This window comes from Proteiniclasticum ruminis DSM 24773 (genome assembly GCF_000701905.1).
GTDB classification, from domain to species: domain Bacteria; phylum Bacillota; class Clostridia; order Clostridiales; family Clostridiaceae; genus Proteiniclasticum; species Proteiniclasticum ruminis.
Genome location: NZ_JNKC01000021.1, coordinates 1 through 15,871, shown reverse-complemented (window position 1 = coordinate 15,871; position 15,871 = coordinate 1). Strand labels below are relative to the sequence as shown.

The following is a 15,871-nucleotide window of genomic DNA, read 5'->3' as shown; positions in this document are numbered from 1 at the left end:
GGTCTTACCATGGTCTACGTGACCGATGGTTCCGATATTTACGTGTGGCTTGCTTCTCTCAAATTTTGCTTTTGCCATGTTTCTTTCCTCCTTAATATCTTAAGATTATGCTCTCTTCTTTCCAGCAATTTCTTCCTGGATGCTCTTTGGAACTGGCTCATAGTGATCAAATTCCATAGCGTACACACCTCTACCCTGAGTTTTTGATCTCAGTGTGGTTGCGTAACCAAACATTTCAGACAGTGGAACGAAGGATGCAACAACCTTAGCACCTGCTCTGTCTGTCATACCTTCGATTCTACCTCTTCTGGAGTTGATGTCACCAATTACATCTCCCATATATTCTTCTGGGACGGTAACTTCAACCTTCATCATTGGTTCAAGAATCTGAGGTGCTGCCTTTGCCATTGCGTTCTTGAACGCCATAGATCCGGCAATCTTAAATGCCATTTCGTTGGAGTCTACATCATGGTAGGATCCGTCTACGATTCTAGCTCTGAAGTTGATGGTTGGGTAACCACCAATGATACCTGCCTGGGATGCCTCACGGATACCCTGGTCAACAGCTGGTACGTATTCTCTTGGAACCACACCACCTACGATACCATTTTCGAAGGTATATTCTCCTTCATGAGGAATCAGTTCGATGACTGCATGTCCATACTGTCCACGTCCACCGGACTGTCTTACAAACTTACCTTCAGCCTTAACAGCCTGAGTAATGGTTTCCTTGTAAGCAACCTGAGGAGCACCTACGTTACACTCTACTTTAAATTCTCTCTGAAGTCTGTCAACGATGATTTCCAGGTGAAGCTCACCCATACCAGCGATGATGACCTGTCCTGTTTCCTGATCGGTGTAAGTCTTGAAAGTTGGATCTTCTTCAGCAAGTTTTGCCAAAGCGATACCCATCTTTTCCTGACCAGCCTTGGTCTTAGGCTCGATGGCTACACGGATAACAGGTTCTGGGAATACCATGGATTCCAGAATGATTGGCGCATTGTCCGCACATAGTGTATCTCCTGTAGTGGTATCCTTCAGACCAACAACAGCACCGATATCTCCAGCTCTAAGCTCTTCGATTTCCTGTCTGTGGTTGGCGTGCATCTTTACAAGACGTCCAATTCTTTCCTTCTTCTGCTTTGTGGAGTTCATAACATAAGAACCGGATGTCATTACACCGGAGTAGATTCTGGTGAATGCCAGTCTACCGATGAATGGGTCGGTTGCAATTTTGAATGCCAGTGCAGACATTGGTGCATCGTCGGATGCCTCTCTTGAATCTTCTTCTCCTTCCAGAGATGTACCAGCAACCGCTGGGATATCTACTGGGGATGGCAGATAATCAACTGCTGCATCGATCATTTCCTGTACACCCTTGTTCTTATAAGAAGAACCGCAGATAACTGGAACGATCTGGTTGTTGATGGTACCCTTTCTGAGGGCAACCTTCATTTCTTCTACAGTGATTTCTTCCCCTTCCAGGTACTTCATGGTCAGTTCCTCATCAAGGTCTGCCACTGCTTCTACCAGAAGAGTTCTGAATTCCTGAGCTTTCTTCTGTACACTTTCTGGAATTGGTCCAACTTCGATTTCCTTTCCAAGGTCATCAAGATGAACGATTCCTTCCATGGTTACCAGGTCCACTACACCCTTGAATTCTGATTCAGCTCCGATTGGAATCTGAATTGGAACTGCATTGCAGCGCAGTCTTTCCTTGATGGTTTCCACAGACTTGAAGAAATCTGCTCCTGTCGCATCCATCTTGTTGATGTACACAACTCTTGGAACTCCATACTTGTCAGCCTGTCTCCAAACTGTTTCAGTCTGAGGCTCAACACCGCTCTTCGCATCAAGAACTGTTACCGCACCGTCAAGCACTCTCAGGGAACGCTCTACTTCTACGGTAAAGTCTACGTGTCCAGGGGTATCGATGATATTAATAACGTGTCCCTTCCAGTTTGCTGTGGTAGCAGCGGAAGTGATCGTAATTCCTCTTTCTTTTTCCTGAGCCATCCAGTCCATCTGTGATTCCCCTTCGTGGGTTTCACCGATTTTATGGGTCTTTCCAGTATAGAAAAGAATACGCTCAGTGGTGGTTGTTTTACCTGCGTCGATATGTGCCATAATCCCTATATTACGAAACTTTTCTAAAGGGAACTCTCTTGCCACATGGACTCCTCCTCTCGTGATTATATTGCATAAAACTGCTTTAGCGGTGCTAAAACAGTTCTATGCTCAAAATTAATATCTGTAGTGAGCAAACGCCTTATTGGCTTCTGCCATTCTATGTGTGTCTTCTCTCTTCTTGACAGCAGCTCCGGTGTTGTTTGCAGCGTCCATCAGCTCTCCAGCTAATCTCTCTCTTGCATACTTCTCGGATCTCTTGTCAACTGCAAGAAGCATCCATCTGATTCCCAGAGTCTGTCTTCTCTCAGGTCTAACTTCAATTGGAACCTGGTAGTTGGAACCACCTATTCTTCTTGACTTGACTTCGAGTAGTGGCATTACGTTGTTCATGGCCTCTTCAAACACAGTAACAGGATCTTTTCCTGTCTTTTCCTGAATGATCGCAAATGCTTCATAAACGATCTTCTGGGCTACGCCCTTCTTGCCATCCTCCATTACGTTGTTGATGAGCTTAGTCACAACTTTGGAGTTGTACATTGGATCTGCTAAAACTTCTCTTTTTGCAATATATCCTTTTCTTGGCACTTTTCTTCCCTCCTTAACTAAATTAATTCATCGGTACTCGGTAATTCAAACCGCAAAGCGCTCTGTATATTCTATATGAATGAAAACCTACTATTTTCCAATATATATCCTAAACATAGCACTGCACAAAGTGTAATTACTTCTTAACCTTTGGTCTCTTTGCACCATACTTGGATCTTGACTGCATTCTGCCGTTTACGCCAGCGCTGTCAAGAGCACCTCTTACAATATGGTAACGTACACCAGGAAGGTCCTTGACTCTTCCACCTCTGATCAGAACAACGCTATGTTCCTGCAGATTGTGACCTACACCACCGATGTATGCGGTAACTTCAAATCCGTTAACAAGTCTTACTCTTGCTACTTTTCTAAGTGCGGAGTTAGGCTTCTTAGGTGTAGTTGTCTTTACAACAGTACAAACGCCTCTCTTCTGAGGAGCTTCCTTCAGAGCTGGTGAACCAGTCTTGTAAATAACAGTTTCTCTACCTTTTCTTACTAATTGGTTAATAGTTGGCATCATTTCACCTCCGTTTTTTTGTGGATCATCTATATTAAAATAAATATAGCAACATAAGATTAGAGCAAAATCTGCTCTAAAGCAACAGTTTTCATGGATTATTCTACAGCACTCCGGGACATTTTTCTTTAAATACTTTTTAAGTTATTGTAAAGACTTGCCTTGAGACTCTAGACAAAGGTCTTCCGAACCGGGTTCATCCCAGTTCGGCACCTTAAAATCACACAAAGATTATTTTATCACCATCTTACTGGTATGTAAAGCAGAATTATTCCTCGTCGAATAAATCCACATCTTCCACCTCAGGCATTTCCACGATTTCTTTTTCAGTGGAGAGCTTGATGTGGTTGTATCTTCTCATACCTGTACCTGCTGGAATCAGCTTACCGATGATGACATTTTCCTTCAGACCCAGCAGTGGGTCAATCTTACCCTTGATGGCTGCATCTGTCAGTACTCTTGTTGTTTCCTGGAAGGACGCTGCAGACAGGAAGGAGTCTGTTGCAAGGGATGCCTTGGTGATACCAAGAAGCACTTGCTCCCCTTCTGCCTCCTGAAGTCCCAGTTCCCGTACTCTATCGTTTTCTTCATTGAAATCGAAGATGTCTACAAGAACACCAGGCATCAGGGTTGTGTCATGGGCTTCTGCGACTCTGACTTTTCTTGTCATCTGGCGCACAACCACTTCGATATGCTTGTCATTGGTATCAACACCCTGGAGTCTGTACACCTTCTGCACTTCTGCAAGAAGATATTCTCTCACGCCGCTGATTCCCTTGATTCTAGCGATATCGTGTGGATTGATGGATCCTTCAGTGATGCTGTCTCCAGCCTCGATCATATCTCCATCATGGACTCTCAAACGTGAACCGAAGCTGATATCGTAGCTGTACTCTTCTCCATCTTCGGAAAGAACATAAACCACTCTCTTCTTCTTGGTCTCATCTATTCTGACAGTACCTCTGATATCAGAAACTACTGCAAGTCCCTTTGGCTTTCTGGCTTCAAAGAGCTCTTCAACTCTAGGAAGACCCTGGGTAATATCGGATCCCGCTACACCACCAGTATGGAAGGTTCTCATGGTCAGCTGAGTTCCAGGTTCACCGATACTCTGTGCTGCAATGATTCCAACGGCTTCACCGATATTGATTCGCTGTCCTGTTGCCATGTTCATGCCGTAGCACTTGCCACAGACACCAACCTTGGTCTTACAGGTGAATACAGAGCGGATATACACTCTCTTCACGCCAACTTCATCGATTTTCTCCGCCATCAGCGGTTCGATGTACTCATTCTTCTCCACCATCACTTCTCCAGTCTCTGGATGGATGATGTCTTCCAGAGCATAACGCCCTGTGAGTCTTTCTCCGAGCGTCTCAACCACTTCAGCCCCTTCTTTGATGGCTTCAATGTAGATACCCTCTTCCGTTCCGCAATCCGCTTCACGGACAATTACATCCTGAGAAACGTCAACCAGTCTTCTGGTCAGGTATCCGGAGTCAGCAGTCTTCAGCGCTGTATCCGCATTACCCTTACGGGCTCCGTGAGTGGAGATGAAGTATTCTGAGATGTTCAGACCTTCTACGAAAGAAGCTCTGATGGGAAGTTCTACAATCTTACCAGATGGGTTGGCCATAAGACCTCTCATACCAGCAAGCTGCTTGATCTGGGACTTACTACCTCTCGCACCGGAGTCCGCCATCATAAAGATTGGGTTATAACGGTCCAGAGAGTCCATGAGGGCATCTGCCACTTCATCGGTGGTTTTGGTCCACTTGTCAATAACTCTTTCATAACGTTCATCTTCGGAGATGAGTCCTCTTCTGAACATGGTTTCAATTTTCTTTACAGTAGCATCGGCATCCGCCAGAAGTTCTTTCTTCTTGTCCGGAACGATCATATCTGAAATCGCAACGGTTACCGCTCCGATGGTGGAGTAGTGGAAGCCAAGAGACTTGATTTCATCCAGCATCACGGAGGTTCTGGTTGGACCGTACTTGATGTAACATCGGTTGATGATCTTCTCCAGCTGCTTCTTTCCAACAAGGAAATCCACTTCCAGCATCATTGCGTTTTCTGGATCCTCTCTATCGATGAATCCCAGATCCTGTGGAATGGACTCATTAAAGATGAGTTTTCCAAGAGTGGTCTTGATGACCGCAGATTTCTTTTCTCCACCTATGGTCTTATAAACACGAACCTTTACAGTTTCCTGCAGGGTTACGTTTTTCAACTGATAGGACATGAGCGCTTCTTCTTTGGAAGCAAAGATCTTCACTTCATTTTCCGGTACTTCTTTTTCCATGGTGAGATAATATGCACCAAGGACCATATCCTGGGAAGGAACCGCAACCGGCTTTCCGTCGGATGGCTTCAGAATGTTTCCGGAAGCAAGCATAAGGAATCTGGATTCCGCCTGAGCTTCCATGGAAAGCGGTACGTGCACCGCCATCTGGTCACCATCAAAGTCCGCATTGTACGCTGTACAAACCAGAGGATGAAGCTTGATGGCTCTACCTTCGATCAGTACTGGCTGGAACGCCTGGATACCCAGTCTATGCAGTGTAGGCGCACGGTTCAGAAGAACTGGATGGTCTGTAATAACCTCTTCCAGAATATCCCAAACCTGTGGCTGAATCTTTTCCACCATTCTCTTAGCGCTCTTGATGTTGTGCGCAGTGCCGTTTTTCACAAGCTTCTTCATAACAAAAGGCTTGAACAGCTCCAGCGCCATTTCCTTAGGAAGACCGCACTGGTACATTTTCAGTTCCGGACCAACAACGATAACGGATCGTCCGGAGTAGTCTACTCTCTTACCAAGAAGGTTCTGTCTGAAACGTCCCTGCTTACCTTTCAGCATATCAGAAAGGGATTTTAAAGGTCTGTTTCCAGGTCCTGTTACAGGTCTTCCGCGTCTGCCATTATCAATGAGGGCATCCACAGCTTCCTGCAGCATTCTCTTCTCGTTTCTTACAATAATGTCTGGTGCTCCTAAATCAAGAAGCTTCTTCAGACGGTTGTTTCTGTTGATGACTCTTCTATAGAGGTCATTGAGGTCAGAGGTGGCAAAACGTCCACCATCCAGCTGTACCATCGGACGGATATCCGGTGGGATGACTGGGATTACATCAATGATCATCCAGTCCGGTCTGTTTCCGGACTGACGGAAGGATTCCACCACTTCCAGTCTTCTGACGATTCTGATCTTCTTCTGTCCGGTTGCAGTCTTCAGCTCTTCTTTGAGCTCTGCTCCCATCACTTCCAGATCAATCTCTTCAAGAAGAGCTTTGATGGCTTCTGCTCCCATCTTCGCATCAAAGGCTTCATAGCCTTCCTGCTCGATATATTCTCTATACTCTCTCTCGGAAAGTATCTGCTTCTTCATGAGGGTGGTTTCCTTCGGATCCAACACCACATAGGAAGCGAAGTAAAGAACTCTTTCCAGAGATCTTGGGCTCATGTCAAGGATCAGTCCCATTCTAGATGGAATGCCCTTGAAATACCAGATATGGGAGACTGGGGCAGCAAGCTCAATGTGCCCCATTCTCTCTCTTCTTACTTTAGACTTTGTGACTTCAACGCCGCAACGGTCACAGACGATACCCTTATAACGTACTCTCTTGTACTTACCACAGTGACATTCCCAATCCTTCATAGGTCCGAAGATCCTCTCGCAGAAGAGTCCGTCTCTTTCAGGCTTCAGGGTTCTGTAGTTAATGGTTTCAGGCTTTTTTACCTCACCTCTGGACCAGCTTCGGATCTCCGCAGGAGACGCGAGGCCAATCTTCAAGGCATCAAAATTATTTAATTCTATCAAGGGTAATCCTCCCTTCAATTACTCTAAATCATCAGCGAAACTGTTTGAACTTACTTCTTCAAAATCATCCTCATCAGTGATGATGTGGGTGTTTTCATCGATTTCCTCTGGAAGATCAATGATGACATCTTCAGGCGCATCAATCTTGATTTCCTTGATGGACAGGGTAGCTTCCTCATAATCGGAATCTTCCTTCAGCTCGATTTCTTCACGCTCATCATTGAGAACCTTCACATTGAGGCATAGTGCCTGAAGTTCCTTAATGAGAACCTTAAAGGATTCTGGAACACCTGGTTCAGGAATGTTCTCACCCTTGACGATGGATTCGTATGTCTTCACACGACCCACAACGTCATCGGACTTCACGGTCAGGATTTCCTGGAGGGTATGTGCTGAACCATAAGCTTCCAGTGCCCAAACTTCCATTTCACCAAATCTCTGTCCACCAAACTGGGCCTTACCGCCAAGAGGCTGCTGGGTAACCAGTGAGTATGGACCTGTACTTCTTGCGTGGATCTTATCATCAACAAGATGCGCAAGCTTCAGGATATACATGTATCCTACGGTAACTTCATTGTCAAAAGGTTCGCCTGTTCTTCCATCATACAGCACAGTCTTACCGTTTCTGTTGAATCCAGCTCTTTCCAGTGTATCTTCAATGTCCTTCTCAGAAGCACCGTCAAACACCGGAGTAGCCACATGCCAGCCAAGTTTTGCAGCCGCCCATCCAAGATGGACTTCCAGAACCTGACCGATATTCATACGGGAAGGAACACCCAGCGGATTAAGGCAGATCTGCAGAGGTCGTCCATCAGGAAGGAATGGCATATCTTCTTCTGGGAGCACTCTGGAGATAACACCCTTGTTACCATGACGTCCCGCCATCTTGTCACCTACAGAGATCTTTCTTCTCTGAGCGATGTAGCAGCGGACCAGCATGTTCACGCCTGGTGGCAGCTCGTCTTCATTTTCTCTTGTAAAGATCTTGATATCCACGATGATACCCGCTTCTCCATGAGGCACTCTTAATGAGGTGTCTCTCACTTCTCTTGCTTTCTCACCGAAGATGGCTCTAAGAAGTCTTTCTTCAGAAGTCAGGTCAGTCTCGCCCTTCGGCGTTACTTTACCAACCAGAATATCGCCGGAGCGGACTTCTGCACCGATGCGGATAATTCCGCGCTCATCAATATCCTTCAGGGAATCTTCACCCACGTTAGGGATATCTCTTGTAATTTCTTCAGGCCCGAGCTTTGTGTCTCTCGCCTCAGCCTCATATTCTTCAATATGGATGGAGGTGAAGACGTCATCGCGTACAAGCTCTTCAGAAATCAGCATAGCATCTTCATAGTTGTATCCTTCCCAGGTGATAAAGCCCATTCGGATGTTCTTTCCGAGAGCGATTTCTCCCAGGTCGGTGGATGGTCCATCTGCAAGAAGGTCGCCCTTCTCCACATGCTCACCCTTTCTTACTAGCGGCTTCTGATTGATACAGGTTCCCTGGTTGCTTCTCTTGAACTTCAGAAGCTTGTAGTGATCCACAGAGCCGTTGTCGTCTCTCTTGATCTTCACTTCATTTCCGCTGACATAAAGGACAGTTCCAGCATTCTTTGCCTTTGGCAGAACTCCGGAGTCCAATGCAGCTTTATACTCAATTCCTGTACCTACATAAGGAGCAGCTGGCTTTAGAAGCGGCACTGCCTGACGCTGCATGTTAGAACCCATAAGAGCTCTGGAAGCATCGTCATTCTCAAGGAACGGAATCATTGCAGTAGCCACAGATACGATCTGTCTTGGAGAAATGTCCATCAGATCCACTTCTGTTCTTGGCACAACCAGCACATCTTCTCTGAATCTTACAGTAACACGATCATCAATGAACATGGAGTTTTCATCCAGAAGCTCATTAGCCTGTGCCACAAGAAGCTCATCTTCCTCATCTGCTGTGAAGTACTTCACATCTGTTGTTACTCTGCCTGTTCCCTTTTCCACCAGTCTGTAAGGTGTTTCAATGAATCCATACTCATTGACCCTTGCATAAGTGGACAGGGAGTTGATCAGACCGATGTTCGGACCTTCAGGTGTCTCAATCGGACACATTCTTCCATAATGGGAATGATGTACGTCTCGAACTTCAAAGCCCGCTCTTTCTCTGGACAGACCACCAGGTCCCAGGGCAGAAAGTCTTCTCTTATGAGTAAGCTCTGACAGAGGGTTGGTCTGATCCATGAACTGTGACAGCTGGGAGGATCCGAAGAATTCCTTCACTGCCGCTGTAACAGGACGGATGTTGATTAGCGCCTGTGGCGTGATGTTCTCCTGATCCTGAATGGTCATTCTTTCCTTTACCACTCTTTCCATTCTGGAAAGACCGATTCTGAACTGGTTCTGAAGAAGCTCTCCAACAGAACGCAGTCTTCTGTTTCCTAGATGATCGATGTCATCCACATGGCCTATACCATGACCAAGACCAATTTCATAGCTTATGCTGGCAAATATATCATCTTTCAGCACATGCTTTGGCACCAGCGCATGATGGCTCTTCTTCAGCTCTTCCTTGAGATCCTCATCAGAAAGTTCCTGATCCAGGATTGCCTTCAGTGTTGGATAATGCACCATTTCCTTGATGTGCACTTCCTTTGGATCAAAGGACACGAAATCATGAAGATGTACAAAATGGTTACCGATTACTCGGACTTCCACATCTTCCACCATAATATCCACTTCATTGATACCGGACTGCATGATGGTATGGGCAAGTTCTCTTGTGATCTTTTCTCCCTTGGAAACGAGAATTTCTCCTGTTTCCTCATTGACAACATCTCTTGCTGCTGTCTGGTTCACAAGTCTTCCAGCAATGGAAAGCTTCTTGTTGAACTTGTAGCGGCCAACCTTAGAAAGGTCGTATCTCTTTGCATCAAAGAACAGAGAATCAATAAGGGATGTTGCACTGTCTACTGTTGGTGGTTCACCAGGTCTTAATCTCTTGTATACTTCAAGAAGACCTTCTTCATGGGTGTTTGTGCTATCTTTTTCAAGGGTTGCCTTTAATCGCTCATCCTCACCAAAATAATCCAGGATCTCCTGATCTGAATTGAAGCCCATTGCTCTTGCAAGCACTGTGATTGGCAGTTTTCTGGTCTTGTCAATTCTTACGTTGATGACTTCGTTAGAATCCGTCTCATACTCCAGCCATGCACCACGATTCGGAATCACCGTCGCTGAATAAAGCTTCTTTCCTGTCTTATCGATGGCTTCATTGTAATATACACCTGGAGACCTTACGAGCTGAGACACGATAACTCTTTCCGCACCATTGATGATGAAAGTTCCTTGTTCGGTCATCACTGGGAATTCTCCCATGAACACCTCTTGCTCTTTGATCTCGCCGGTTTCGATGTTTTCCAGACGGATCTTCACTTTCATTGGCGCAGAGTATGTGGCATCTCTCTCTTTGCATTCCTCAATGGAATACTTGATGTTTTCTCGGTCCAGATGGAATCCTATGAACTTCAGAACCAGATTTCCACCATAATTGGAAATAGGGTTAATGTCGTCGAAAACCTCATCTAAACCTTCACTTAGAAACCAATTGTAGGAATCTAATTGAATCTCAATAAGATTAGGCATTTCATAGACGTCCTTAACCCTTCCGAAACTCATTCGCGTCCGCTTTCCTGTTGAAATTGGAACAGGATGTACCATTAGCATTCACCCCTTATATAAACTAAAATAACCAGAAAATGCGCATAGCTCCCCTAGGGACCTTGCACTTCTGGAACGTGACATACATTGTGATTTTTCTTGACGCCCGCCGGCAATCGCAAAAAATCCCGTATACTATTCTAACCGATTTTTCACTCTTTTACAAGAGTACGATTATATATATTATCATAATATTCACATCTGGTCAATAAAAAATGTTGCTTTTCACAAAAGAACAGGGCATCACGCGCGTACCATGAGCTGCACCGATGTGAATAACCGTTTTTTTCTTTACTTTGCTCTAATCGGATGACGGAGCACCGTCTTCCATTTATTTGAAGAAACCTTCCGGATGTCAGAAAGATAAATCTCATGATGCATTCTGCCTGGAGAAAAATCTTCCTCATAGCCTTCCTTTTCCAAAAACTCCCTCATGAGATCAAGAGAATCTCCTTCGATGTCAAAGGGACCCAGATGCATCATCTGAACACAGAGGCCTTCCGCCCATTCCCAATACTTCACCCGACTGAAATCCGTTTTTTTCTTAGCGCCTGCTGTCACCACTGCCCAGTCCACGTCTTTCTCGGAGATAAACTCAGGAATCCGTAGTACAGAGATCCAGCTGAACGAAGCCTTGTGTTCAAGATCCACCCCTTGGACGCCCTCCTGCCACCAGAACCCTTCCAGAGGAGGAACCACATACTCAAAGAATCCTTCGATTCTATAGTCCCCCTTATAGCTCATCTTCAAGGTATAAGCAACGGCGTAAAGTGAAACCAGCGCTTCGTGGTAGTTTCCGCCATTCTCATTGGGATCCCCAGTCCCTTCCACAGAAAGAAACTTCATGGGAGGTACCTTGATGATTTCCGGTCTGTTTTTGGGATGGTACAGCTCTTTATACTCTTTCTTAAAATCAAAAACCATAATATTCTCTCCCCAAGCAGGTTGTCTACCTGACATGCACGACCCTGGCACCAAAGGGCATCAGACTGAGCTTAGCCATCTTGAAGCTCTGTAGCCCGAAAGGAATACCAATGACAGTCACACAAAGTAAAACACCAGTCACCACATTGGCCACCGCCAGTTCAATGCCTCCGATGAAAATCCATAAGAGATTCACAAGAAACGATCCTGCGCCCATGCCATCGTTGGTCACTTCCTTCCCAAAGGGAAAAAGCTGGAGTCCTGCCATTTTGAAACACTGAATTCCCACAGGAAGTCCTATGATGGTCACCGACCACAGAAGTCCAAAGAAGAACCATAGAACCGCCGGGATAAAACCACCCAGAAAAAACCAGATGATATTGCCAAGAATACTCATTTAAATCACCTCTAGTCTGTATTCTACAGAAACAAGATGAATATCCGATTAAAACCAGTAACACCAGCCTACTTTTTATAAGAAAATCTTCAGATAGAAAAAAAAATCCGGTCACAAAGAACCGGATTTTTTATAGGTAGACTTTAATTACTTAACTTCTACTTCAGCGCCAACTTCTGTAAGCTTAGCAGCAAGTGCATCAGCTTCATCCTTGGAAACGCCTTCCTTCAGAGTCTTAGGAGCTCCGTCAACGATTTCCTTAGCTTCCTTCAGTCCAAGACCTGTAGCTTCTCTAACAGCCTTGATAACCTTGATCTTTTCTGCACCTGCAGACTTCAGAATTACGTCGAATTCTGTCTTCTCTTCAACTGCTGCGCCAGCATCTGCTGCGCCTGCTGCTGCTACTGGAGCTGCTGCGGATACACCAAACTCCTCTTCACATGCCTTAACCAATTCATTTAATTCTAAAACGGACATTTCCTTAATTGCTGCAATAATTTCTTCTCTTGATACTGCCATTTATAGACACCTCCATATATATTTGAAAATATTTTTGTTTTGGCTTCTCGCCATGACTAGATCTTATGCTTCCTTGCTTTCTGCTACTGCATTCAGCATGTAAACAAGATTTGATAATGGGCTCTTGATGCTTCCAAGGAACTTTCCGATCAAGACTTCCTTCGCAGGAATCTTAGCCAGCTGGTTCATCAGTTCAGCGTCATATACCTTACCATCAACATATCCACCCTTGATTTCAAGCTTCTTAGCCGCTTTTGCGAAATCAGCGATGAGCTTTGCTGCTGTAGTTTCATCATCATACCCGAATGCTATGGATACTGGTCCTTCCAGGTACTGTTCCAATCCTTCGATTCCCAGTTCCTGAGCAGCTCTAGTTACCATTGTATTCTTGTAGACTTTGTACTCAACGTTGTTCTTTCTCAGTGTACTTCTCAGTTCTGTATCCTGTTCAACATTGATTCCTTGATAGTTTACAAGTACCAGAGACTTGGCTTTTTCCATCTTCTCTCTGATTTCCTGCACTTTTTGCGCTTTTACTTCTAAAATGTTACTGTTGCTCACTGTGTGTCCACCTCCTCACAGCTTTTACACTGCTTACTAAATCCTAACAAAAAGGCCTCTCCAAGACGAGGAGAGACCTTAGTTTTAAAAACTATAAAGTACTCGCACCTCGGTGGGACTTATGAGAAACTCACCCACTGTCTTAGTATGCATATTTTGTTATTCAACTACGAGATTATACCATGTACTCTCTGTAAAGTCAACAGATTAATCTGTAACCTTAGTTGGGTTGATCTTTACGCCAGGTCCCATGGTTGCAGAAATAGATACGGACTTCAGATACTGTCCCTTTGCAGCTGCAGGCTTAGCCTTCACAAGCGCTTCCATGATCGCTCTGAAGTTGTCCTTCAGCTTTTCTTCTCCGAAAGACTTCTTTCCGATTGGCACGTGAACGATAGAAGTCTTGTCAACTCTATATTCAACCTTACCAGCCTTGATGTCTTCGATGGCCTTAGTTACATCAAATGTAACAGTACCAGACTTTGGATTTGGCATAAGACCCTTAGGTCCAAGCACTCTACCAAGTCTACCAACAACACCCATCATGTCTGGAGTTGCTACTACTACATCGAAATCGAACCAGTTTTCCTTTTGGATCTTATCAAGGTAGTCTTCTGCTCCAACATAATCTGCTCCAGCAGCTTCAGCTTCAGCAGCCTTTGCTCCCTTAGCGAAAACAAGAACCTTCACAGTCTTACCAGTTCCGTGTGGAAGTACTACTGCACCTCTTACCTGCTGGTCTGCGTGTCTTGGGTCAACTCCAAGCTTCACGTGAAGTTCGATGGTTTCATCAAACTTAGCCTTAGCAGTCTTTACTGCCAGTTCAAGCGCTTCTTGAGGAGTGTATAATACGCTCTTGTCAATCAGCTTTGCACTTTCTACATAATTCTTACCCATTAATATTGCCTCCTTCGTGGTTTTAACGGTTTTTTGCCTCCCACTTGATTAGGTTGTCTTATTCAACGATTGTAACGCCCATGCTTCTTGCAGTTCCTTCGATCATAGACATTGCTGCCTCGACGGATGCTGCATTAAGATCTGGCATCTTTGTTTCAGCGATGGTTCTAACCTGATCCTTGGTAAGCTGAGCCACCTTAGTTCTGTTAGGTACACCTGAACCACTTTCAATTCCTGCTGCCTTCTTGATCAGTACAGCAGCTGGTGGTGTCTTCAGGATAAAGCTGAAAGATCTGTCCTGGTAAACAGTGATTACAACTGGAATAATGTAACCAGCCTTATCTGCTGTTCTTGCGTTGAACTCCTTACAGAATCCCATAATGTTCACACCGTGCTGTCCAAGAGCTGGTCCAACTGGTGGAGCTGGAGTTGCCTTTCCTGCAGGAAGCTGTAACTTGATCATTCCTGTAACTTTCTTTGCCATGAGTTTATTCCTCCTATACTGTGGTAGATTGCGGGTATTTTACCCTCCCACTTATTTAAGACCCAAAGGGTCAAAAAACCTAGTAAATTTTTTCTACTTGATTGTAGTCCAGTTCTGCCGGTGTTGCACGGCCGAACATCTCAACTTCAACCTTGACTTTGCGCTTATCATGATTGATATCTACGATAGTCGCAGGGAATCCCTTAAATGGTGATGCGGTGATCTTGACACTTTCACCAATGGAAAGATCAATCACTTCGTGGGCTTCTGCAATACCCATGGAGCGCACCTCTTCATCAGTTAAGGGAACGGGATTATTGGACTTTGCACCAACAAATCCTGTAACACCTCTTGTATTTCTCACGATGTACCATGACTCTTCCGTCATGACCATCTTAACCAGAACATATCCGGGAAATTTCTTTTTCAGGACGACCTTTTCCTTGTCATCCTTTCTTTCGATGACTTCTTCCATAGGAACTTCAACACCTTGCAAAAGATGTTCAAGATTTCGGTTTTCAATCGCCTTTTCAAGGTTAACCTTTACCTTGTTTTCATAACCTGAATATGTATGAACAACGTACCAACGTGCTTTTTCTTCCATACGAAAATAGAGGAGCAGACATAACGCTACCCCTTTCCTCCTTTTTTAAAGATTAAATAAGATCTCAGTTAAAAGACCATTAAAGATAAAGTCTGCAATGGCAATGAACACAATGTAGATTGCACAGATTACAGCAACGATACCAATTGCTTTTTTAACTTCCTCTTTGGAGGGCCAGGTTATCTTTTTTATTTCATTTTTTGTCTCTTTTACAAATTGGAAAAGTCCTTTGCTATTTGAAGCCATGAAATCACATCCTTAGTCTGTGTTACTTTGTTTCTTTGTGTGTTGTATGCTTTTTGCAGAATTTGCAATACTTGCTCATTTCCAGTCTTTCAGGATTGTTCTTCTTGTTTTTCATGGAATCGTAGTTTCTTTGCTTACACTCTGTGCATGCTAAAGTCATTCTTACTCTCACTTTGAGCACCTCCGTACTTTATAGTTTTATTTACATCATAAATAACCCCTTTTGTCCAGGGTATTACTAAATTACTTTATCACATGCTCTATGTCATGTCAAATAAAAATGGCGTTTTTTTTTGGAAGTCTTCAGGAAACTCTACTCTCAAGCTCTTCCAGGCGCCACAGTAATTCAGGATAAAAAAGGACTGGTGAACCAGTCCTTTTATGATACTTTAGATTATTCGTTGATGGTAGTAACAACGCCTGAACCTACAGTTCTTCCACCCTCACGGATAGCGAATCTCAGTCCTTCGTCCATAGCGATTGGGGTG

At 44.5% G+C, this 15,871-nt stretch carries 14 protein-coding genes, 1 pseudogene and 1 other annotated feature; all 15 genes and pseudogenes read right to left on the bottom strand.

What is annotated here, in order from left to right:
- Positions 1–105 precede the first annotated feature (105 nt).
- Positions 106–2,172 carry an elongation factor G gene (fusA, locus tag T487_RS0113115; RefSeq protein WP_031577585.1) on the bottom strand — a complete coding sequence of 689 codons (2,067 nt, stop codon included), beginning with the start codon at positions 2,170–2,172 and terminating at the stop codon, positions 106–108.
- A 72-nt stretch (positions 2,173–2,244) separates the two neighbouring features.
- Positions 2,245–2,715, bottom strand: a complete 471-nt coding sequence (gene rpsG, locus T487_RS0113110) for a 30S ribosomal protein S7 (protein WP_031577584.1) — start codon at positions 2,713–2,715, stop codon at positions 2,245–2,247.
- 136 nt (positions 2,716–2,851) lie between these two features.
- The gene (rpsL, locus tag T487_RS0113105) at positions 2,852–3,232 is read right to left on the bottom strand and encodes a 30S ribosomal protein S12 (RefSeq protein ID WP_031577583.1); all 381 of its coding nucleotides are present in this window, start codon (positions 3,230–3,232) and stop codon (positions 2,852–2,854) included.
- Between the two features lie 268 nt (positions 3,233–3,500).
- The gene (rpoC, locus tag T487_RS0113100) at positions 3,501–7,049 is read right to left on the bottom strand and encodes a DNA-directed RNA polymerase subunit beta' (protein ID WP_031577582.1); all 3,549 of its coding nucleotides are present in this window, start codon (positions 7,047–7,049) and stop codon (positions 3,501–3,503) included.
- A gap of 209 nt (positions 7,050–7,258) precedes the next feature.
- Positions 7,259–10,751 (bottom strand): annotated as a pseudogene (gene rpoB, locus T487_RS0113095) (DNA-directed RNA polymerase subunit beta); the annotation flags it as partial.
- A gap of 291 nt (positions 10,752–11,042) precedes the next feature.
- Positions 11,043–11,675 carry a GyrI-like domain-containing protein gene (locus T487_RS0113090; protein WP_031577580.1) on the bottom strand — a complete coding sequence of 211 codons (633 nt, stop codon included), beginning with the start codon at positions 11,673–11,675 and terminating at the stop codon, positions 11,043–11,045.
- A gap of 25 nt (positions 11,676–11,700) precedes the next feature.
- Positions 11,701–12,072, bottom strand: a complete 372-nt coding sequence (locus tag T487_RS0113085; RefSeq protein WP_031577579.1) for a YccF domain-containing protein — start codon at positions 12,070–12,072, stop codon at positions 11,701–11,703.
- Positions 12,073–12,219: 147 nt separating this feature from the next.
- Positions 12,220–12,591 (bottom strand): 50S ribosomal protein L7/L12, encoded by a 372-nt coding sequence (rplL, locus tag T487_RS0113080; protein WP_031577578.1) that lies wholly within the window; start codon positions 12,589–12,591, stop codon positions 12,220–12,222.
- A 63-nt stretch (positions 12,592–12,654) separates the two neighbouring features.
- Positions 12,655–13,152: a 50S ribosomal protein L10 gene (gene rplJ / locus T487_RS0113075; protein ID WP_031577577.1), complete on the bottom strand. Its 498-nt coding sequence runs from the start codon at positions 13,150–13,152 to the stop codon at positions 12,655–12,657.
- A gap of 38 nt (positions 13,153–13,190) precedes the next feature.
- Positions 13,191–13,316, bottom strand: a sequence feature (ribosomal protein L10 leader region).
- Positions 13,317–13,359: 43 nt separating this feature from the next.
- Positions 13,360–14,049: a 50S ribosomal protein L1 gene (gene rplA, locus T487_RS0113070; RefSeq protein WP_031577576.1), complete on the bottom strand. Its 690-nt coding sequence runs from the start codon at positions 14,047–14,049 to the stop codon at positions 13,360–13,362.
- A 58-nt stretch (positions 14,050–14,107) separates the two neighbouring features.
- On the bottom strand, positions 14,108–14,533 hold the full coding sequence (gene rplK, locus T487_RS0113065; RefSeq protein WP_031577575.1) for a 50S ribosomal protein L11: 426 nt from the start codon (positions 14,531–14,533) through the stop codon (positions 14,108–14,110).
- Positions 14,534–14,612: 79 nt separating this feature from the next.
- Complete coding sequence (gene nusG, locus T487_RS0113060) at positions 14,613–15,137, bottom strand: transcription termination/antitermination protein NusG (protein WP_031577573.1); 525 nt, start codon at positions 15,135–15,137, stop codon at positions 14,613–14,615.
- A gap of 45 nt (positions 15,138–15,182) precedes the next feature.
- Positions 15,183–15,383, bottom strand: coding sequence for a preprotein translocase subunit SecE (gene secE / locus T487_RS0113055; protein WP_031577572.1), 201 nt, complete (start codon positions 15,381–15,383; stop codon positions 15,183–15,185).
- A 22-nt stretch (positions 15,384–15,405) separates the two neighbouring features.
- A complete protein-coding gene (rpmG, locus tag T487_RS0113050) occupies positions 15,406–15,555 on the bottom strand; it encodes a 50S ribosomal protein L33 (RefSeq protein WP_031577571.1) in 150 nt (49 codons plus the stop codon).
- Between the two features lie 222 nt (positions 15,556–15,777).
- The coding region (locus tag T487_RS16300) for an EF-Tu C-terminal domain-related protein (protein ID WP_479725067.1) at positions 15,778–15,871 on the bottom strand (94 nt) is incomplete at its 5' end.